At 35.6% G+C, this 19,588-nt stretch carries 21 protein-coding genes and 1 pseudogene; 5 read left to right on the top strand and 17 right to left on the bottom strand.

Annotated elements, in window-relative coordinates; translation table 11 throughout:
- Positions 1–32: 32 nt before the first annotated feature.
- From MVE64_RS14635 to MVE64_RS14625, 3 genes are read right to left on the bottom strand one after another with little or no spacing between them, the layout of a single operon-like run.
- Positions 33–572 carry a sensor histidine kinase gene (locus MVE64_RS14635; protein WP_247347059.1) on the bottom strand — a complete coding sequence of 180 codons (540 nt, stop codon included), beginning with the start codon at positions 570–572 and terminating at the stop codon, positions 33–35.
- On the bottom strand, positions 499–1,803 hold the full coding sequence (locus tag MVE64_RS14630) for a histidine kinase dimerization/phospho-acceptor domain-containing protein (RefSeq protein ID WP_247339134.1): 1,305 nt from the start codon (positions 1,801–1,803) through the stop codon (positions 499–501). Before MVE64_RS14630 ends, MVE64_RS14635 begins: the two co-directional genes overlap by 74 nt.
- Positions 1,800–2,522: a response regulator transcription factor gene (locus tag MVE64_RS14625; RefSeq protein WP_247339132.1), complete on the bottom strand. Its 723-nt coding sequence runs from the start codon at positions 2,520–2,522 to the stop codon at positions 1,800–1,802. Before MVE64_RS14625 ends, MVE64_RS14630 begins: the two co-directional genes overlap by 4 nt.
- 159 nt (positions 2,523–2,681) lie before the next feature.
- On the opposite strand from MVE64_RS14625, the gene MVE64_RS14620 reads away from it, so the two are divergent.
- Positions 2,682–3,857 (top strand): DUF418 domain-containing protein, encoded by a 1,176-nt coding sequence (locus MVE64_RS14620; RefSeq protein WP_247339129.1) that lies wholly within the window; start codon positions 2,682–2,684, stop codon positions 3,855–3,857.
- A gap of 43 nt (positions 3,858–3,900) precedes the next feature.
- On the opposite strand, the gene cshA is transcribed toward MVE64_RS14620, so the two are convergent.
- From cshA to MVE64_RS14595, 5 genes are all read right to left on the bottom strand, one after another.
- Positions 3,901–5,415, bottom strand: a complete 1,515-nt coding sequence (cshA, locus tag MVE64_RS14615) for a degradosome RNA helicase CshA (protein WP_281730375.1) — start codon at positions 5,413–5,415, stop codon at positions 3,901–3,903.
- Between the two features lie 368 nt (positions 5,416–5,783).
- Positions 5,784–6,497, bottom strand: a complete 714-nt coding sequence (locus MVE64_RS14610; protein WP_247339127.1) for an alpha/beta hydrolase — start codon at positions 6,495–6,497, stop codon at positions 5,784–5,786.
- Between the two features lie 62 nt (positions 6,498–6,559).
- Positions 6,560–7,924 (bottom strand): UDP-N-acetylmuramoyl-tripeptide--D-alanyl-D-alanine ligase, encoded by a 1,365-nt coding sequence (locus tag MVE64_RS14605; protein ID WP_247339125.1) that lies wholly within the window; start codon positions 7,922–7,924, stop codon positions 6,560–6,562.
- 111 nt (positions 7,925–8,035) lie between these two features.
- On the bottom strand, positions 8,036–9,118 hold the full coding sequence (locus MVE64_RS14600; RefSeq protein ID WP_098797584.1) for a D-alanine--D-alanine ligase: 1,083 nt from the start codon (positions 9,116–9,118) through the stop codon (positions 8,036–8,038).
- A gap of 336 nt (positions 9,119–9,454) precedes the next feature.
- The gene (locus MVE64_RS14595) at positions 9,455–10,093 is read right to left on the bottom strand and encodes a class I SAM-dependent methyltransferase (protein ID WP_247339123.1); all 639 of its coding nucleotides are present in this window, start codon (positions 10,091–10,093) and stop codon (positions 9,455–9,457) included.
- A 265-nt stretch (positions 10,094–10,358) separates the two neighbouring features.
- On the opposite strand from MVE64_RS14595, the gene MVE64_RS14590 reads away from it, so the two are divergent.
- Both MVE64_RS14590 and MVE64_RS14585 read left to right on the top strand, forming a co-directional pair.
- The gene (locus MVE64_RS14590) at positions 10,359–10,940 is read left to right on the top strand and encodes an LOG family protein (protein ID WP_247339120.1); all 582 of its coding nucleotides are present in this window, start codon (positions 10,359–10,361) and stop codon (positions 10,938–10,940) included.
- 142 nt (positions 10,941–11,082) lie between these two features.
- Positions 11,083–11,538, top strand: a complete 456-nt coding sequence (locus tag MVE64_RS14585) for a divergent PAP2 family protein (protein WP_331275792.1) — start codon at positions 11,083–11,085, stop codon at positions 11,536–11,538.
- 46 nt (positions 11,539–11,584) lie between these two features.
- Here MVE64_RS14585 and MVE64_RS14580 read toward each other — a convergent pair whose 3' ends face one another.
- From MVE64_RS14580 to MVE64_RS14565, 4 genes are all read right to left on the bottom strand, one after another.
- Complete coding sequence (locus tag MVE64_RS14580) at positions 11,585–11,905, bottom strand: class I SAM-dependent methyltransferase (protein WP_247339119.1); 321 nt, start codon at positions 11,903–11,905, stop codon at positions 11,585–11,587.
- Positions 11,906–11,933: 28 nt separating this feature from the next.
- The gene (locus MVE64_RS14575) at positions 11,934–12,200 is read right to left on the bottom strand and encodes a class I SAM-dependent methyltransferase (protein ID WP_247339118.1); all 267 of its coding nucleotides are present in this window, start codon (positions 12,198–12,200) and stop codon (positions 11,934–11,936) included.
- A 75-nt stretch (positions 12,201–12,275) separates the two neighbouring features.
- The gene (locus MVE64_RS14570; RefSeq protein ID WP_247339116.1) at positions 12,276–12,899 is read right to left on the bottom strand and encodes a LysE family transporter; all 624 of its coding nucleotides are present in this window, start codon (positions 12,897–12,899) and stop codon (positions 12,276–12,278) included.
- A 152-nt stretch (positions 12,900–13,051) separates the two neighbouring features.
- Positions 13,052–13,570 (bottom strand): YfiT family bacillithiol transferase, encoded by a 519-nt coding sequence (locus tag MVE64_RS14565; protein ID WP_247339115.1) that lies wholly within the window; start codon positions 13,568–13,570, stop codon positions 13,052–13,054.
- A gap of 186 nt (positions 13,571–13,756) precedes the next feature.
- On the opposite strand from MVE64_RS14565, the gene MVE64_RS14560 reads away from it, so the two are divergent.
- Complete coding sequence (locus MVE64_RS14560; protein ID WP_098797578.1) at positions 13,757–14,740, top strand: DMT family transporter; 984 nt, start codon at positions 13,757–13,759, stop codon at positions 14,738–14,740.
- 112 nt (positions 14,741–14,852) lie between these two features.
- On the opposite strand, the gene MVE64_RS27775 is transcribed toward MVE64_RS14560, so the two are convergent.
- The 5 genes and pseudogenes from MVE64_RS27775 to MVE64_RS14540 form a co-directional block, all read right to left on the bottom strand.
- A complete protein-coding gene (locus MVE64_RS27775) occupies positions 14,853–15,017 on the bottom strand; it encodes a GNAT family N-acetyltransferase (protein WP_345740834.1) in 165 nt (54 codons plus the stop codon).
- A 46-nt stretch (positions 15,018–15,063) separates the two neighbouring features.
- Positions 15,064–15,339 carry a hypothetical protein gene (locus tag MVE64_RS27770; protein ID WP_345740633.1) on the bottom strand — a complete coding sequence of 92 codons (276 nt, stop codon included), beginning with the start codon at positions 15,337–15,339 and terminating at the stop codon, positions 15,064–15,066.
- A 233-nt stretch (positions 15,340–15,572) separates the two neighbouring features.
- Positions 15,573–16,349: an alpha/beta hydrolase gene (locus MVE64_RS14550; RefSeq protein WP_247339114.1), complete on the bottom strand. Its 777-nt coding sequence runs from the start codon at positions 16,347–16,349 to the stop codon at positions 15,573–15,575.
- A 151-nt stretch (positions 16,350–16,500) separates the two neighbouring features.
- Positions 16,501–17,599: pseudogene (gene ribD / locus MVE64_RS14545) on the bottom strand (bifunctional diaminohydroxyphosphoribosylaminopyrimidine deaminase/5-amino-6-(5-phosphoribosylamino)uracil reductase RibD).
- Positions 17,592–18,347 (bottom strand): GTP cyclohydrolase II, encoded by a 756-nt coding sequence (locus MVE64_RS14540; protein ID WP_098797574.1) that lies wholly within the window; start codon positions 18,345–18,347, stop codon positions 17,592–17,594. Before MVE64_RS14540 ends, ribD begins: the two are co-directional and overlap by 8 nt.
- Before the next feature lie 253 nt (positions 18,348–18,600).
- On the opposite strand from MVE64_RS14540, the gene MVE64_RS14535 reads away from it, so the two are divergent.
- On the top strand, positions 18,601–18,924 hold the full coding sequence (locus MVE64_RS14535) for a thioredoxin family protein (RefSeq protein WP_098797573.1): 324 nt from the start codon (positions 18,601–18,603) through the stop codon (positions 18,922–18,924).
- The last annotated feature ends 664 nt before the right edge of the window (positions 18,925–19,588 follow it).

Raw genomic sequence — 19,588 nt, 5'->3', positions numbered from 1 at the left:
CTTAGGACCTCAAGCGAACCAATAACAATATACTATTCATCCTGCTCAACAGGCTTAGCCTGGACAGGAAACCTAAGCTTAATAACCGTTCCTTCCCCAACGGCCGAAGTTACATGAATCTCACCATTGTGCAACTTGACGATTTCCTTTGCTATACTCATTCCCAGGCCTGCTCCATCGACCTTTTCCTCTGTGTTAGTGCCCCTAAAGTATCGTTCAAAAAGATTTTCTTGCATCTCTTCGTTCATACCAACACCCTGATCTTCAACAGCTATTTCTACAAATTGTGGATCAATTGCTTTTTTGAGTGTCACAAAAATAGCTGTATTAGGAGGGTTATGTTTGATGGCATTCATAATTAGATTATCAAAAATACGCTCAAACCATTTCCTTGAAATAGCAAGTTCTATGTTTTTAGCCTCTTCCACAAAAGAAATATTCACATTCCCAAGCATTCGATCATTCTTATATTTCTGTACAACATCCTTAAGGAAGTCATTAAGCAGTATTCTTTCCTTTAAATAATACAGAGAGTTGTTTTTTAATTGAAAAGCTAATGAAAAGTCCTCCACAAAGCCCAAGCATATATTCCCCTTTTTCTCTGATCACCTTGCCCATATCTTTTATTTCATCGTTGGACCATTCATATTTGTCACTTTCAAGTAAATGGCCATAACCTTGCACAGATGCTAGAGGTGTTCTTAAATCATGAGAAATTCCTGTCATCCACTCTTCCCTTGTTTGATCCAGTCGTTTTCTTTCTTTGTCTGTTGAACTTAGTGTTTCTGCCATATTGTAGAAGGCTTGAAAAACTTCCTGGTAAAGACGATAACGCACTTTAACTTTTCCATTTTTACGAAAAATTCTTTTCCTTTCATCTTCAGTAAGAACTTCCTGATATTGACCATGTTCCATCCGTTCTAGCCAACTAGTAAAAATGATGATGGGGCGACCATATCTAAACCCGTGCCACACAGCAATACTAATCGTAATCAGCAGAATAATGACCCCAACTATAATAAAAGCAATTAAGATGTCACGGTAAAATGTTTGCTCAGCATAAGCTTCTTTCATATTATTTTTGGAGTGAAGAACCCAAATTTGATTTGTCTTCTGATCATGGATAACTGATACCCTTGTATTATATAAGCCTGGGGCTTTTTCTCTTGTGAGAATTTCAATTGGATTATAATGTTCAATGTTAAGATCTTTTCCAAAAGATTGGATTACTTTTCCTTCCTCATTCACTAAGTGAAGAGTATTGGATTTGCCCATTTCCTTCTCTAATAAGTTTGCTTTGCTTTTACCCATTTCTCCATTTTGACTATATTTTTCAATAAGTTTCTGTAGCTGTTCATATGTCATGTCCCTAAAACCTAATAAATAATAATAAGGCTCATTATAGCTAATCGTGTCTAATTCAGTGTAGACTGAGTAACCTTTAAAACGCTGGTTTTCTTCTATTTCTAATATTTCACTTAATGAATAGGAATCTTGTATGTCAGGTGGCTTATTGCTGGATGCAATTTCTTTTCCATTTTCATCAACAATTTGAAACCACATATCTTTCTTTTGCAGCTGTTGTTCCCATCCCTTACTAATGTCTGCTTTACCATCAGTGATCGAAGTTTCAGTAGAAATTGATTCTAGTGCTCCTGTGGGAAAGCTTCTTTTCAAATCTTCTGTGGAAATAAACCATATTAACAAGATTAATAGTGCCACGAAAATGGTGCTGATTAATAAGGTAATCCCTATATATTGCAGTAGAAAGTGAAAGGTCAGTCTTCGTTTTACAACTCTCACACATCTTTCTCCTTCACAAGCTTATAGCCTAATCCACGTACAGTTTTTAAATATTTAGGATTGCTTGGATCTTCTTCAATTCGCTCTCTTAGCTTATGAATATGGACAGTAACCGTATTGTCATCAACAAATCGGTCGTAACCCCAAACTGTTTCAAGTAATTGTTGCTTAGAAATCACAATATTAGGATTTTGACAGAAATAGATTAATAGTAAAAAGGCTTGTGCTGGACACGGAACAACCTTTCCCTTCACAAGTAACTCCCCTGCATCTACATCCACTACAAAGCCCTTATAATCAAAGGTATTACCTGACTTCACTTGATCATTAAATGAAGTCCTTGCAGGTAAATTTCTTCTTTTCAATGTTGCTTTTATTCTTGCTGCAATTTCAAGTGGATTAAATGGCTTCGTCACATAATCATCTCCACCAATTGCAAAACCTGTTAACACATCTAAATCAGACACTTTTGCGGTTAAAAATAAAATATAGGCATTCGAAATATCTCTTATTTTTGGACATAAATCAAAGCCTGATAAGTCCGGAAGCATGACATCTAGAACGATATAATCAATATCTTGCTGCTGAACAATTTCCAGCGCTTCCCTGGCTGTATATGCTTTAAAAATATTTATAAATCCTTCTTTATTCAGGACCATTTCAACCATCTTCACAATGGATGTTTCGTCATCTACCAATAAAATATTTGCTTCTTGCATTCAAACTCACCTCATTCCGATCGTATCATACAAACATTACCAAAACATTAATTTCCTTTTTGAACAATTAAGTTATTGTTAATCTCTAGATTTCCTTAAATTAAGAAAAGAGAATTATAGTGAATTTACATAACTAAACAAACGAAAAGGAGAAAAATCATGAAGGAGAGCATAACTAGGATCACACTTATCGACGCCTTGAGAGGAGCCAGTCTTTTTGGCATCTTACTTGCTAATATTTTAATTTTTCAATTTGGAATGTGGGGAAAAGATGAAATACAATTATATAGCCTTTCGAATTCAAATACTGTTGCTTACAAGTTTATAAAGGTATTTATAGAGGGGAGCTTTATGCCGATCTTCACCTTTTTATTTGGATATTCCATGGTGAAAATGAAGGAAAAACTTGAGAACCATCACCTTAAATACAAACGATATTTTGTAAGAAGATTTCTTATGCTCCTGTTGCTTGGTATTTTACACAGTACCTTTTTATGGGAAGGAGATATTTTAACTTTTTATGGTATGATGGGGTTTTTCTTATTACTCTTTTTAAATCGTCGAATGAAAACCATCTTTATTTGGGCAATTATTTTATTGTGCTTAACACCACTAATTGGTTATGGACAGCTAGAAGAAACAAAACAAGAACAAGCTAAAATGGAAGAGTATGTATTAGATACAATCCAAACCTATAGTTCGGGTTCATACACAGAAATTACAGATCATCGAAACAATGAATTACCAATGGATGTTTCACCAGGCTTGCTGATCCTCATTTTGGCCTTTATTCCATTTATGTCTGCACCGCTTTTTTTATTTGGTATATACAGTGCAAAAATAGGTCTCTTTACACAGCCAGCACTCGAAAAAAGGCAATATATCATTGGTATGGTTCTTGTTCCTATTGGCTTAATATTAAAAAGCTTTAACATTTTCTCACCTGACTTTAACTGGTCAGGAGTCCTCGGCATGCTAGGCGCTAACCTGCTGTCTCTTGGTTATATCTTTTTATTCGCCTTCCTTTTTCATATTTTAAAAGGAAAGAAAGTAAAGAATGCCTTTGCAAATGTTGGGAAGCTTTCTCTAACAAATTATTTAATGCAAACTGTCATTTGCACAACCATTTATTACGGATATGGCTTTGGTCTTTTCGGTCATACGAACTTGTTCACCGGCATTTTTTTGGCTCTTTGTATTTTTTGTCTACAAGTAATAGCCAGTACGTTTTATTTAAAGATATCATCGCAAGGTCCAGTTGAAAGAGTACTTCGCATTGTTACTAATTTTTCTTTTAGGTCCACACTTAAAAAGAAAGAAACGATTTCGCTTTAAATATGCAAAAAAGCCGATCCCATTTAGGTCGGCTTTTTCGATATTATTTTGAGTTTGAGTAACGGCGTTTATTATTACCGCCTTGACCACTTTTACCACCACGATCACGGTCACGGTCACGATCACGGTTACCGTATGATGAACGATTCTTTTGTCCACCACCGCCGCCGCCGCGATTATAGTCACCTTTTCTTCTATTGCCAGAAGAGCGGCCACCTTTGTTTTTAGATCTTGAGTATAACGGAGCTTCTTCTGTTAGTTTAACCTCAACAGCAGTTGGCTCTTTTGTCATAAATTTAATTGCAGCAGCTACTACATCTTGTGCATCGAACTCTTCAAGAAGCTCTTCTGCTGTACGTTTGTAGAAAGATAGGTTTTCACCTTCAATGATTGAGCGAATTTTTTCCACTGTCATTTGTTGTTGACTTTCAATTGCTTCATCAACAGTTGGTGGCTTCATGCGATCCATTTTGCGTTTTGTTGTACGCTCAATGTTTTTTACAATGTCTAATTCTCTAGGTGTAACGAAAGTCATCGCCATACCTGTTTTACCTGCACGACCTGTACGTCCAATACGGTGAACATAGCTTTCTGGATCTTGAGGTACATCGAAATTATAAACATGTGTAACACCTGAAATATCTAGTCCACGTGCTGCAACGTCTGTTGCAACTAGTACTTCAATTGCACCTTCTTTAAATTTGCGTAGAGTAGACATACGTTTAGCCTGTGTTAAGTCACCATGAATACCTTCAGCTGTATAACCTCTTAACGTTAATGCTTCAGATAATTCATCAACACGACGCTTTGTACGACCGAAAACAATCGCAAGTTCAGGGGATTGAATATCAAGTAATCTTGTTAAAACATCGAATTTCTTTCTTTCATGTGTTTCAAGGTAGTATTGTGTAATATTTGGAACTGTCATTTCTTTTGCTTTTACTTTTACAAGCTCAGGGTCTTTCATAAATTTCTCTGCAATACGACGGATTGGATCCGGCATTGTTGCTGAGAAAAGTAATGTTTGACGATCCTCAGGTACATTAGAAAGAATGGATTCAATGTCCTCAATGAAGCCCATGTTTAACATTTCATCTGCTTCATCTAAAACTATCGTATGAACGCCGCTTAAACGTAAAGTTTTACGATTAATATGGTCTAATAATCGTCCAGGTGTTCCAACGATAATATGTGGGTTTTTCTTTAATGAACGAATTTGTCTGTTAATATCTTGACCACCATAAATTGGGAGAACACGAGAGCGCTTATGATAACCAATTTTGTATAGTTCTTCTGATACCTGAATAGCAAGTTCACGTGTTGGAGCAACAACAACAGCTTGAATGTTGTTATTTTTCACATCAATCTTTTCAATAAGCGGAATACCAAATGCAGCTGTTTTACCAGTACCTGTTTGCGCCTGTCCAATAACATCCTTCTTTTGCAAACCTAACGGGATTGTTTGTGCTTGAATTGGTGATGGTTCTTCAAATCCCATTTTACTTATTGATTCCATCAATGACGTACTTAAACCTAAATCTTGAAACGTTAATGTCAATGTATTCATACTCCTTCTATATCGTTTGCTGTAAATATTTACAGACCTTATAGGTAATCTATATCGTATTCATAATGAAACGATGTTTAAATGAATCCTATATGCTCGGGGATCAGCCGAGCTTAATGTAGATTATCAACTGTTGTGTCATCATGAAAAACAGTCAGATGTTTAAAAAACCGGCAACATTGTGCCTGCTCTTCTTATACTACCCACACTTAGAAGATAGTAAAACCGTTCTGATTATTTGCCAAAAAATGCCCTTATTTAACAAGGGCAGCAGTTTACCTTATTTAAAGCCGCAAACACTTTAAATGTAATCATACCACTACCGGTTTCTTATTTCAACTTAATGTCAGAACAGCTTGCTAACTATAAATAGCACTTTCTTCATGTTGATTTTCTAAAAAGCGTTCAACATATTCCTTCAAATCTTCGTAATCATCACCATGACAAACATGATGTTTAGAGCATGGGAGTAAGTGTAATTCTTTTTGTTTAGAGGGAATGGTGTTGTACAAATAAAAGGCACTTTTAACCGGAACTATTCCATCACATTCACCTTGAACAATTAGTACTGGCATGTTTAATTTCTGAATGTAAGGCTTTATTTCTTTCACTAACTTTCTAAATTCAATAGTTGATGATATAGGTGTTTCAACTATCTTTTTCTTATACCGGTTAAATAGTTCATTATTATTAATTTTCCCACCAAATAAATCTTTTATCATATTTTTTATATCCATTGCCAATTGTTTAGGATTCACATAATAAACAGCAGCACTTAATAGGACCAACTTTTTCACTTCGTATTTAGCAGCTAAATACGAAGCAATAACTCCTCCCATTGAAAAACCAATAACATAGACCTCATCAACCTCTTTCATTAATAAAAGAAGTTCTTGTTCAGCATGAGAAATCCATTCTTTATATGTATGCCCTTTTAATGAAAGAGTTACTCCATGTCCAGGCAGAGTGGGAACTTTTACAATCCAATCAGTTTGCTTTTTTATATAGCTGGCAAGTGGTTCCACCTCATAAGGTGCTCCGGTGAAACCATGAATAAAGAGACATCCTTTCAAATGATAGAAACCTCCTTTACCGTTCAACTTGGAAGGGATACACCCTTAATCCCTTCCCTCTCTTATACAATTGAATTTACGACTTCTTCCAGCTTCATTCCTCTTGAGGCTTTTACAAGAACAATATCCTTTTCTTTCACGATAGACTGTAGATGCTTAATTAATTCATCCTTTTGATCATAATGATGAACTGTATCAACCGATTGATTTTCTTTTGCACCTTTTGCAATTTCTTTCCCAAGTTTTCCATAAGTGAAGATGTGGGAAATATTATTTTGTTTTATTTCTCTTCCTACTTGTTGGTGATATTCTACTTCATCATCACCTAATTCAAGCATATCACCTAAAACGACAATCTTTTGATCAAAGTCTTTTAAATTCTCAATAAGGTCAATTGCTGCTAACATTGAAGTAGGACTTGCATTATAAGCATCATTAATAATTGATGCTCCATTTTTAGCTTGAATTAACTCTAAACGCATCCCTGTTAACTTCATGGACGAAAATCCCTTTTTTATGGCATCCTTTTCAACGCCATAATAATCCGCAACTGCATAGGCTGCTAAAGCATTCCACACATTATGTTTTCCAAGTACAGGAATAAAGTATTCCTCTTTGTTCACTTCAAATAATGTTCCTGTTGGTTCTTGAATAATCTTTGCAGGGTAATAATCATTAGAACTTGCTTCTCCAAAAGTAGTTGTTTTTAAAGACAGTCCTGGCACTCTCTCTTGTAAAAGTGGTTCATCGCCGTGAAAAATAAATAATCCGTCTTTTTTTAAGCCTTTTGTAATCTCAAGCTTAGCCTCTGCAATTCCTTCTCTAGATCCTAAATCCATTAAATGTGCTTCACCGATATTTGTAATGACCGCAACATCCGGATGCGCAATTTCAGATAATAGTTCAATTTCTCCTTTACCACTCATCCCCATCTCTAAAACCGCTATTTCTGTATCCTCACTCATACTTAAAACGGTTAATGGTAAACCTATATGATTATTAAAATTCCCTTGTGTTTTATGTACTTTATATGTTGTTTCTAAAATGGCTGCAACCATATCCTTTGTTGTTGTTTTACCGTTACTACCTGTAATACCGATAATTTTCAGGTTAGGTAATTCATTAATATATGCTGTTGCAAGAGCTTGAAGCGCCACTAAAGTATCTTCAACTAAAATGATTGGCACTTCTTTTGGAGGGTTTTTTTCGGATTTCTGCCAAATAACTGCTTTTGCTCCGTTACTTATTGCTTTGTCAACGAACTCATGCCCATTGAATACGTCACCAACAAGTGGAAAAAATAAATTATCATTTTCAACATTACGTGAATCAGTTGTTACGCCTGAAATTTCAACGTGTTGATATTTTTCTTCTAATCCTTCTCCATTCACCATGTTTTGTACATCAAGTAGTGTTCTTGTAATCATTAAATCCTCTCCTATTTAAGGAATCTTTATGTGCTAAAAGAAAAAAGGAACTGATTTATGCTATATTCAGTTCCTTTTAAATAAAATTAAGAATTTCGTAAGCTTAGTTGATTAAAAAGAATGTTTAATTTGTTGCTTTTGTTCATAGCGCTCCAATGCAAGGTCAACAAGTTTTTCTATTAGTTGAGGATATTCAAGGCCTGAATGCTTCCACATTAGTGGGAACATACTATATGGAGTGAAACCAGGCATTGTATTAACCTCATTAATAAGAGCTTTGCCGTCTTCTGTTAAGAAAAAGTCTGCACGAACTAGACCTGATCCGTCTATTGCCTTAAAGGATGTGATGGCCATCTCTTTAATCTTCTCATATTCCTCTTCCGTTACGTTACCTGGAATAATTAAATCTGTTTCTCCATCTTCATACTTAGCTTTATAATCATAGAATTCCACTTTAGGAGCAATTTCACCAACTACTGAGCATTCCGGATGATCATTACCAATAACGGCAATTTCAATCTCTCTTCCAACAATTGATTCTTCAATAATCACCTTACGATCGAACTCAAATGCTTCCTTAATAGCCGCCTCTAAGCTTTCTCTATCTTTACACTTGTTAATACCAACACTTGATCCTAAATTTGCTGGCTTTACAAAGCATGGATAACCCAATTCAGCTTCGATTTCCTCAAATTTGGCAGCTGGGGATTGCTCATAATCACTTTTTATAAAAGATACATATTTTGCTTGAGCTAAGCCAGCTTGTGCAAATAAATTCTTCATGACAACTTTATCCATACCAGCAGCTGAAGCTAATACTCCATTCCCTACGTACGGGATATTCAATAATTCAAGTAATCCTTGAACCGTTCCATCTTCACCATTTGGTCCATGTAGCAACGGAAAGATCACATCAATTTTTTCCTGTTCTTCAACCTTTGCAGGAAATAACTCAGTATTTAATGTAACGGGGGAAATAGAATCTCCGTTCTCCTGCAATCTTAATGTACTGACTTCTTTTACAGGAGCATCTAATGCCTTTCCTCTTACCCATTCTCCATTTTCTTTAATGTATATAGGATGTATGTCAAATTTACTCATATCCAGTGCATTGATAACGGCTAGGGCTGTTTGCAAAGAAACATTGTGCTCTGCAGATTTCCCACCATAAATTAAGCCTAACTTCATTTTCATCCGGATTTTCCTCCTCAGCTCTTTCATCATTCTTATTTTATCACTTTAGGGCAAAATTGTTATTAACGTTTCCTTATTTCTGTTATAAGTTTTCGAACATTTTCTGCTTTTTTTGCCCTCTTGTTCTATCATACGGTTTGATTTTAATTACGTTTCTTTCATTTAAGAAGGATGATTTGCTTGATCTAAGGAGGTAAAAAGTTTTTCTACTATGTATTTGATTATTTTTCACCTGTAAATGTGAATACCTTTTTATCGGATGATTTAGTTGATTCTGTTGTAGAGTAGTTGTTATATATGTTGACATTAGTAAACCCGATTCTCTCCAAAATCAACTTAAATTCTTTTATTCCATACCATATAAAGGGCTTGTAATTTTTGCTCTTTTTCAATCATCTTGCCTTCTTTTATCCTTTCAACTGATAACAAATATGTTGTTGATTGTTCGAGCATATCTAGCTTGATTAATTGTTTTTCACAAACATACAGATCACTCATAAATTCTTGAACCATACTATGCTTTTGCTGAACAAGAAATTCATCCTGTATAAAAAGATCAACAATAATGGTGCCCTTGCTTTTTAGATGATCATAGACATTTTTTAAAAGTTTTATTGACTTAAGCCTTTCTTCTACAGTTAAGACAGATCCAAAAGGTATTATAATGGCATCGTAACGAGTAGGTTTTTTAAACTCATTTAGGCTCAATTGATAGATGGTAGCAGTCTGATTTAACTCCTCACATTTTTGTTCACAAGCTTCCTCTCCTTGCTTGGAATCCACCAGTCCCTCCACTTGGTGACCCTGATTCAAAAGTTCAGGAAGAAGGAACAAATGACTTTGACCTATCTCTAGAATTTTTCCCTTTTTATTTATTAATTGTTGTTCATAAAAGTCTAACGCACTTTTTAATTCATATTCTTGAATATATGCTTCTAGCGCCTCCATTACAAACCACCTGAGATCTAATTTCACTATCATCTCTCCTAATATCATTCTGTACGTATCTAAGGTCCCACTTATACAAGAAATTTATGTAAATTCAAACTGAATTAAGAAGCTTAATTTCTTTTCGGTCATTATGAACCTAAATCCTTTATAAAGATGTTGTAAATTCCATTACTTTTTATTTTCAAATAATGAAAAACCATCTAAACTAAAATAAGATGTATATTTTTCATTTTAAAGAATAGTCCTTTTTTACAACCCTTTTCACACACTAACTCAAGGAGGGGATAATATGAAAAGAATTTGTGTTTTTTGCGGATCTAGTCCAGGCGCTTCAGATTTATATTCAGAGGATGCAGCAAAACTTGGTGCTCAATTAGCTAAAGAAGGAATTACGCTTGTATACGGTGGATCTAAAGTAGGTATTATGGGTGTTGTAGCGAATGCAGCTCTGCAAGCGGGCGGAGAAGTGATTGGCGTTATACCTAAAATGCTAATGGAACGGGAACTTGCCCACCCTGGCCTTTCTGAGCTTATTATTGTTCATTCCATGCATGAGCGTAAGGCAAAAATGGAAGAGCTATCAGATGGGTTTGTTGTTTTACCAGGTGGACCTGGGACAATGGAGGAATTTTTTGAAGTTTATACTTGGGCTCAATTAGGAGAACATAGAAAGCCAATTGGCATGATGAACAGTAACCATTATTATGATAAACTTCTTGCTTTCTTTGACCATATGATTCAAGAACAATTTTTAAAGCCTGAATATCGATCAATGGTTATTGTAGATTCTGATCCCGAGCAGCTAATTCAGAAATTTCGTTCTTATGAACCTCCACTTTTAACAAAATGGATTACTCCACAACAAACATAGAAGGCTTTTGTCTTCTATGTTTGTTTTATATTGAGACTACATTTAAGCACTTTCCTATTTGGTATTATTCCTTCGATTTTTTTAACCATCATTGTATATAGAATTTATTTTGTTAAAGACTACATACATAGAGGTGAGAGAAATGAATCGAGGAATCTGGACAGCTTTATCTGCCATTGGAATCGCACAAGGGCTTAAAATTTTTACACATAAAAAGGAAAACAATGTTTGGGACTGGCGTCCGATTTTTCAAACAGGTGGCATGCCAAGTTCTCACTCAGCCGGTGTATCTGCTTTGGCAACTTATGTTGCAACGAAAAAGGGCTTTAATTCCACTGATACTGCATTAGCTGTTATTTTTGGAATTATTGTTATGTATGACGCACAAGGCATCCGTCGTCATACAGGTGAAATCGCAAAGATTGTAAATGATATTGATGCAGACATTGAGGTATTATCCGGACATATGCCGGGTTTATTTCATGTAAAGCAGGAAAAAGAATTAAATGAGCTGCTAGGACATCAACCTGCTGAAGTTGCTGGGGGAGCTCTTTTAGGTATACTAATTGGTTTGGTTAGCAGCATGATGGAAAAATGAAGACGAAAGAAAAAACATGAGTGAATGGCGGCTTGTTACCTTTCACTCATGTTTTTTTATCCAGCTTAGTGGCAGTTACACAAACTGCTAATTCTGGATGGATACGCTTAAAAGAAATTTTCATTTCAGTAAAGCCACAATGGGATAGGTCCTTATAAATTTGATTCGCAAACATTCTTGTTTTAATTGAGCTAGCATTTTCTTCTCTAGGCTGCATCGTAATGGCAATTTTCCCTCCAGCTTTCATCGCCTGATGGAGACGTTGTAATCCCCTTTCAGGATGAGACCAGATGGTATAATTGTTAACTGTGACTACTTTATCGTATTTCCGCTCCTCCAACTCTGTATTCTCAACATCACCTACCATAAGAGTTACTTGTTCATTCTTAACATAATTATCCAGTCTTTGTTCCGCCTGAAACTTTCATTGTTTTCGATACATCAAGACCGTCAATTTTGATCAGTTTATTGGCTTTTAACATATACTCTATACACTTTCCTGATCCATAACCAACCTCTAGAATACAATCACTGTTATCTATTCGTAATTGAGAAAGAGTCCATTTGTTTAGCTTCTTATTTTCAATAGCCATAATGGTTCCGGCAACTCTTCCAAGTATGCCCTTAGGAACGCTAAATTGTTTTTTAAACGAATTAATCATGTCGGCACCCCGGTATCATTTTTCATTCTTAATACCCTGATTTTCTTTCTTTAAACGAAACGGAGGGCTCGCAATTTAAAGAAGCAATAGGAAGCCTTGATAGCCAAAGTATAAGCCAAATAAAATTAAAGAAATACCTGAAATGGTAGATATAACAGCAAGAAGGGTTGTTGTTAAATATCTTCTTAATACACTTGCAAACATCGCCATCGTTAAATCCCACAGTAAAACTCCCGAAAGGATAGCCGCACTACAAATAAGAAGCTGTGTTCCACCACTTCCAATTGTGGTATTAGCGAGGATTGCCCCATAAATTCCTATCCAAAATAAAATACTTAAAGGGTTAAGTAAAGACATAAAAAAGCCTGAAAAATAGGATTTAGAATAGTGGAGGTTTACTCTACTAGTTGTGAACGTATGTTTTTTTGCCGCCATTAAACTCTCAATACCCGTATACACTAAAACAAAGAAGCCAAAAAACCATAGAAACATTTTCACTGTCGGGATTTGCAAAAAGTTTACAAACCCTAAATATACCAACACCATATATACAACATCAGCAGTTGTTGCCCCTAAACCAAACAGCCAGGCATGAAGGAATCCTCCTTTTATGCCCCGGTCAATTTGACCCGCGTTTACAGGACCTATGGGTGCTGCTAGTGAAACCCCTAGAAATACGTAGCTGAATAAGAAATTCAAATTCTTTACCCCCAATATTGATATATGCTTGTACATCATATTCAGCTTGGTGAGGAATTATGTTGGCAGTAAAACTTGTTTTCTATGATTTTGCACCTCCTTTAAGCTTACTAAAAAAGCAGCCCTACATGATCATAGGACTGCTTGCTATTTTAGTGGACTCTTACTAATTTTATATGTTCTATATGATGCTTTCCATGCCACGAGTATAGTGCAACATTAGTAGACAAGGAGATTTCCTTATTTGTTTCAGGATGAAAGAATGTTTTTTCAAAGTCAGACATAGACATTGATTTTAATAAATATGCCCATCGCTGATGTAAAGATTCCAGGAGATTAATAGAGATTGATAATGGTAATTCAGTATCAGGTAAAGCTGCCCATGTTTTTTCATCATATGCTTTAATAGTCGGGCGATCTTCAGTTAGGGCCAGTTTAAAGCGAATATAGCTATTCATATGACTGTCTGCTAGATGATGGACCACTTGTCTAACCGTCCATCCACCTGGACGATAAGAAGTGTCTAGCAATGGTTCTGAAAGACCTTCAAGAGCTAACTTCAATTGTTTAGGGGTGTTCTCTATATCTTCTATCCATCCTTCGATCTCTTTCAGAGAAACTTGCTTTGGCTCCTTAAATTCGCCAATAGGATATTGAAGGCTTTTCCTCATCACTACACTCTCCCTTTATTTTACTTTGTTATTTTCATTATATGGACGAATGATCTTATGGACAATATTTTTATATTGAAAGAAAGTATCATAATTTTATAAAAAAACACACTAAATTAAACAATTGTATGTTATATTATGTTAAATATAACTTTCCAATTAATGGAGAAGATTGGAGGCTTCGCGATGCGGGCAATCTTATTAGGAGTTTGTTCTTCTTTCTTTTTTGCTTTTACGTTTGTGTTAAATCGTTCCATGGAGCTTTCCGGAGGGAGCTGGTTATGGAGTTCATCTTTACGTTATTTTTTTATGCTTCCTTTTTTACTTCTTTTCGTTATGTGGAGAAAAAAATGGCAGCCTCTTCTTATAGAGATGAAAAAAAATCCACTAAAGTGGCTTTTATGGGGAACAGTAGGATTTGGGTTATTTTATGCACCTATTTGCTTTGCAGGCGCTTATGGACCAGGGTGGCTAATTGCAGCCACATGGCAAATAACAATCCTCTCAGGTTCTCTACTTGCACCACTTTTTTATGAAAAAGTCCAAACAGTCAATGGATCTGTAAAGGTTAGAGGAAAGATTCCGTTAAGGGGCTTAAGCATGTCTCTTATCATTATCTTTGGGGTAGCATTGATGCAGTTTGAGCATGCAAGTCAGTTATCAATCATGCCTGTATTATTCACGATCATTCCAGTTCTCATTGCATCCTTTGCTTATCCGCTAGGAAATCGGAAAATGATGGCGATTTGTGAGGGCAGGTTGGATGTATTTCAAAGGGTATTGGGGATGACAATTGGAAGCTTACCACTTTGGATTATTTTTGCTATTATTGCTATCTTTACATCAGGCCTTCCAAGTAAAACGCAGACAATCCAATCATTTTGGGTTGCGATGTGTTCGGGCTTAATTGCTACTCTACTTTTCTTCCAAGCAACAAGTTTAGTTCAACACAATATGGCTCAACTAGCAGCTGTAGAGGCAACTCAGTCGATTCAGGTACTTTTTGTACTAATTGGAGAGATTATTTTTCTTGCTTCACCTCTTCCTACAGGTATGTCTTTATTAGGAATGGCCTTTGTTATGATCGGCATGGTGTTGCATAGTTACATATCAAGAAGCAACCGCCCTGCTCAAACAATTAAACCAGACCCATCTAGGCAGCTTTCATAGCTGTTCTGCGAGATTATATCCAGTGTCAAAGGGAGACCCTTTCTTGGCCTATTTACCAGAAAGACTCCCTGAGCACTAATACACAATTTTATCAAAAATGATGTAAAATCCATCAAACCTCTAAGGCCATTCTTACAGTTTGTAATATATGACCATCAAACAAATCCTCATATTCCGTTTCAATTATAAACCCTTTAGATTTATAAAAATGGACACCAGCCAGATTTTCTTTTTCAACATTTACATATATTTTCTTAACATCGTTTAAATGCTGTATCCCCGCTTTTAATAAGACAGTACCAATACCCTTTCCTTGGTATTCTTCATAAAGATAAATAATTTCCTAATTCTACTTTTCTCTCATCTTTTAGAGGAGTAAAATTAGCAAAGCCAATAATTTTATCTTCGTCTTCTCCTACTAAAAAAAGTGTTTCATTTAGTCTTTTAAGTAACATTTCAGAAGAATATGCAGTTGCAACAAAATTCTCTTGAATAGAATCAGGTATAATTCCTTTATATGTAGTCCGCCAACTCGATCTAGCAACATGTTGTACTTGTTCTATATCTCCTTCATTCATCTTCCGAATAGCTATCGTCATGTAATCTCCCTCTGCAATTAATTTTTCACTTTATATAATTACAAATTATAGCATTTCTCTATATAAATTCGAACAATTTTGCAAACGTATACAATTTTTAATAGACAAGTATTTAATATCTCATGAAAGATAGTCATTTATTTAAAACGTTTTCACAATTGTTAATAACTTATTTAATATGTGGAAAAGTATGTGGATAACTCGAGAGTTATCCACTTTACCTTTTCAAATCATTAGCTATTTACCAGTTCCGTTATTGATATACCAGCATTTAAACTCTGAATATGCTGATTTATGTTATCCACAATAAGCTGTGCATCATAGTCCATTGATGCAACATGATAAGAGTTTTTTAATTCTATTATCTTCTTTTCAGCTGAAGAAATTTGTTGATAAATAAAATCAGAGTTTGCTGGTGGAACAACATGATCAACTGATGATTTAAAAATAATAGTAGGGGTTGTGATATTCTTTATTTTATTTTTTGTATCATCCATTAAGTATAACAATTGATGCACAGCCTCTAATGGAACAGACTCATACGTTATTTCATGTACAGCAGGCTTTTTTATGTCTGGTTCCCCTTCTTCAATCATTTTTGGCTTTGTTTCATCACGGTATTGTTTGTAAGCAACATCTGTAACAGCCGCATTAATTAAGAAGATTCCATTCACGTTTGTATTAGCAGCAAGTTGAATTGTTAGGGCACCGCCCATGGATTGTCCGACTGCAAAAACATGGTCACAGTCCTTTTTTAACTCATCAAAAGCTAATTGTAAATCTGAAACCCATTCGTTATAAATGCAATTTTTCATATCTTCAACATTAGTTCCATGACCTTTTAGACGAGGAATTGACACAGTGTATCCTAGCTTAGCAAGTTGCTTCCCTATATACTCCATACTTTGTGGTGTGCCGTTAAATCCGTGACATAATAAAATTCCTGTTTTATTACCAGAGAAATACAAGCTATCGGCACCCTTTACAACTGGATATAATTCTGTTTTCATCTATAATCCCCCTTAGGCTACTGTAGATAAATTTATTTTATTTATATTTTATAATTCACATAAGATTACTTGGTTTTATTGTAACCTATTCTAATACTTTTCACAACAATGATTAAGAAATAGATAATGAAAAAGCATGATGCGTATAACATCATGCTTTTTTATAGTGAGGATACCCTACAAACTTATAGTCTGGCCCAATTTTTATGATATCTAAATTCTGCAGATCAATGGCATCGGCCATCTTTTCAATTCCTTGTCCCCCGATAAAGCCTGGAGCTTGCTTTCCACCAATTATTTTTGGAGCCATATAAACAACTAATTTATCAACTAACTTCTCTTCTAAAAAAGAAGCATTTACTTCTCCGCCGCCTTCAATTAACACAGAGGAAATAGAATTCTCCCCTAGTATTCTTAGCACTTCTTGGATGTTTACACGCTCTTCACCGCTTGTTACGAAGATTTTCACATTATGGTCTTCAAGCGCCATTTTTATTTCTTTATCATATTTTTTGGAAGTGAAAATCCATGTTTCGGCTTCTTGATCCTTTACCACTCTTGAATGAAGTGGTGTTCGTAATTGACTATCTAAGATAATTCGAACCGGATTGCGACCATGTTCAATTCTAGTCGTTAATTCAGGATCATCTTTTATCACCGTTTGGACCCCTACTAAAATCCCGGTATGTTCATCACGTAATTGATGAACATCCTTACGTGCTTCTTCAGAAGTAATCCACTTGCTATCAGATGTAAAAGATGAAATTTTACCATCTAATGTTGTAGCAGATTTTAGCGTCACAAAAGGCACTTTTGAAACAATAAATTTATTAAACACTTCATTCATTTCACGTGACTCTTTTTCACAAATTCCCACTACTACTTCTATGTTTGCTTCTTTTAGAATGCTAACTCCATTTCCAGCAACAATAGGGTTAGGGTCAAGAGTAGCCACATATACTTTCTTTATTCCCGCTTCAACAATTGCAACAGCACATGGTCCTGTACGTCCATAATGAGAACATGGTTCTAACGTTACGTACATTGTGCCTCCTCTTGCCTGCTCTCCTGCCATATTTAGTGCATGTATTTCTGCATGTGGTCCTCCAGCCTTTAAATGAGCTCCTACACCAACAATTCGATTATGATTTACAATCACAAATTTCTACCAATGGATTCGGGTCTGTTTTCCCCTTCATAGCTGCCGCATTTTCGATTGCCAACTTCATGTAAAACTCATGTTCATTCAACGGTATAGCCTCCTCTAAAGTGGCCAGCCTTTTCCATTTTTGTTTCTAAATAACGTTGATTAAAGCTTGATACATCTCCCCATAAAGGAATACGGTCTGTAACATTTGCACCTGAATCTTGCAAAGCCTTTAGTTTAAGTGGGTTATTTGTAATTAGCGTTACAGGTAATTGACGAAGAGTTTTCAAAACTCGAATCGCATCATCATATTTTCTTTGATCATCAGAGAAGCCAAGCTCCTCATTTGCCTCAACTGTATCTAAGCCTTCTTCTTGTAGAAGGTATGCAAGAGCTTTACTGAATAAACCAATACCTCTACCTTCATGATCAGCAAGATAAAATAAAGCTCCTGTACCATGTTCTGTAATCATTTTTAAAGATTGATTAAGCTGATATCCACAATCACATCTTTTACTACCAAAAATATCACCTGTATGACATATACTATGCATACGTATTAGTGCTTCATCATTCTGAGCAAAGTCACCATAAACAAGCACACTTGATTGCTGATGCTTAGCTAAGTCTGCACTAGGTAATTTTCTTATGATTGATTCAAATGTTTCAGCTGAATCCTGTTCGGCCTCAGCCTCCATCCAGCAATACCACTTGAAGAATTCTGTTTTGCCATCTAGTTGAATTGGGAGGTTAATTGGTCCCACAATATACGTAGCTCCTTCTTTATGAGGAACAATCTTTACTTTTTCTTTTATTATATTTAGAGGGATATCTTTTATTGTTTCTACCATTAGGTTTCTCCCCTTTATAGGCTGTCTATTCTTTAAACTTACTTATTGTAAGTGAGTATAAGGTTGAAATGGAATGTCGTCAACTAACTTGAACTGAGCTATTCTTTTGTCATCAATACTTTATACCCTACTTTCTAAAGAATCAAGCTATGATAGGTGGATGACCATCTAGTTTTTTCCTATATTTAGTTTAAGTAAACAAATTACTGTTTTTTCGTCCAGTATTGGATAAAATAAGTGTAGAGGTGATAGCATGGAACACGTAAAAACAGAAGATCAATTTCAAGAGCTTATTAATGGTAATGAACCAGTAGTCCTTAAATTTTTTACAGACTGGTGCCCTGACTGTAAAAGAATGGACATGTTTCTACCAACTGTATTCGAAGAGGTAGGAAATGTATCAATGTATGAAATAAACAAAGATGACCTTCCCGAAATTGCAGAAAAATATGATGTAATGGGTATTCCGAGTTTATTAGTATTTAAAAATGGTGAAAAACAAGCACACTTACATAGCGCAAATGCAAAAACTCCAGATCAAGTGATTGAGTTTTTATCGGAATCTCTAAATAAATAATCCTTAATTAAGAATTTTTTTATGTTGTCTGTACTAGAGGTTTATTGAAGAGGTATGAATTTTTTAAATACAGAAAGCTGTCCCGGCTGTGCTTGTATCGGGACAGCTTTTTGATTGTTTGATGTTTTTTTGTCCTAATTCCGCTTGTATCGAGACAGATCTTCTCTTGTTTGATCCATTTGGGTCTCGATTACTCTTGTATCGGGACAGATCTTTGCCTGTTTGATCCTGTTGGGTCCCGATTTCGCTTGTATCGAGACAGATCTTCGCTTGTTTGATCCTTTTGGGTCCCGATTCCTCTTGTATCGAGACAGATCTTCGCTTGTTTGATCCTTTTGGGTCCCGATTCCTCTTGTATCGAGACACATCTTCTCTTGTTTGATCCTTTTGGGTCTCGATTCCGCTTGTATCGAGACAGATCTTCGCTTGTTTGATCCTTTTGTGTCTCGATTCCGCTTGTATCGAGACACATCTTCTCTTGTTTGATCCTTTTGGGTCCCGATTTCGCTTGTATCGAGACAGTTCTTTGTTTATTTGGTCCTTTTATGTCCCGATTCCGCTTGTATCGAGACAGATCTTCGCTTGTTTGATCCTTTTGGGTCCCGATTCCGCTTGTATCGGGACAGATCTTCGCTTGTTTGATCCTTTTGGGTCTCGATTCCTC

Source organism: Metabacillus endolithicus, assembly GCF_023078335.1.
Classification (GTDB): Bacteria; Bacillota; Bacilli; order Bacillales; family Bacillaceae; genus Metabacillus; species Metabacillus endolithicus.
This window is presented reverse-complemented; position numbering and strand designations above follow the sequence as displayed.

Coding starts and splice junctions, on each gene's coding strand:
- MVE64_RS14625 (WP_247339132.1), bottom strand. CDS start 2,522: ATGCAAGAAGCAAATATTTTATTGGTAGATGACGAAACATCCATTGTG.
- MVE64_RS14620 (WP_247339129.1), top strand. CDS start 2,682: ATGAAGGAGAGCATAACTAGGATCACACTTATCGACGCCTTGAGAGGA.
- MVE64_RS14605 (WP_247339125.1), bottom strand. CDS start 7,924: ATGATTACAAGAACACTACTTGATGTACAAAACATGGTGAATGGAGAA.
- MVE64_RS14600 (WP_098797584.1), bottom strand. CDS start 9,118: ATGAAAATGAAGTTAGGCTTAATTTATGGTGGGAAATCTGCAGAGCAC.
- MVE64_RS14590 (WP_247339120.1), top strand. CDS start 10,359: ATGAAAAGAATTTGTGTTTTTTGCGGATCTAGTCCAGGCGCTTCAGAT.
- MVE64_RS14585 (WP_331275792.1), top strand. CDS start 11,083: ATGAATCGAGGAATCTGGACAGCTTTATCTGCCATTGGAATCGCACAA.
- MVE64_RS14580 (WP_247339119.1), bottom strand. CDS start 11,905: ATGGTAGGTGATGTTGAGAATACAGAGTTGGAGGAGCGGAAATACGAT.
- MVE64_RS14575 (WP_247339118.1), bottom strand. CDS start 12,200: ATGATTAATTCGTTTAAAAAACAATTTAGCGTTCCTAAGGGCATACTT.
- MVE64_RS14565 (WP_247339115.1), bottom strand. CDS start 13,570: ATGAGGAAAAGCCTTCAATATCCTATTGGCGAATTTAAGGAGCCAAAG.
- MVE64_RS14560 (WP_098797578.1), top strand. CDS start 13,757: ATGCGGGCAATCTTATTAGGAGTTTGTTCTTCTTTCTTTTTTGCTTTT.
- MVE64_RS27770 (WP_345740633.1), bottom strand. CDS start 15,339: ATGACGATAGCTATTCGGAAGATGAATGAAGGAGATATAGAACAAGTA.
- MVE64_RS14550 (WP_247339114.1), bottom strand. CDS start 16,349: ATGAAAACAGAATTATATCCAGTTGTAAAGGGTGCCGATAGCTTGTAT.
- MVE64_RS14540 (WP_098797574.1), bottom strand. CDS start 18,347: ATGGTAGAAACAATAAAAGATATCCCTCTAAATATAATAAAAGAAAAA.
- MVE64_RS14535 (WP_098797573.1), top strand. CDS start 18,601: ATGGAACACGTAAAAACAGAAGATCAATTTCAAGAGCTTATTAATGGT.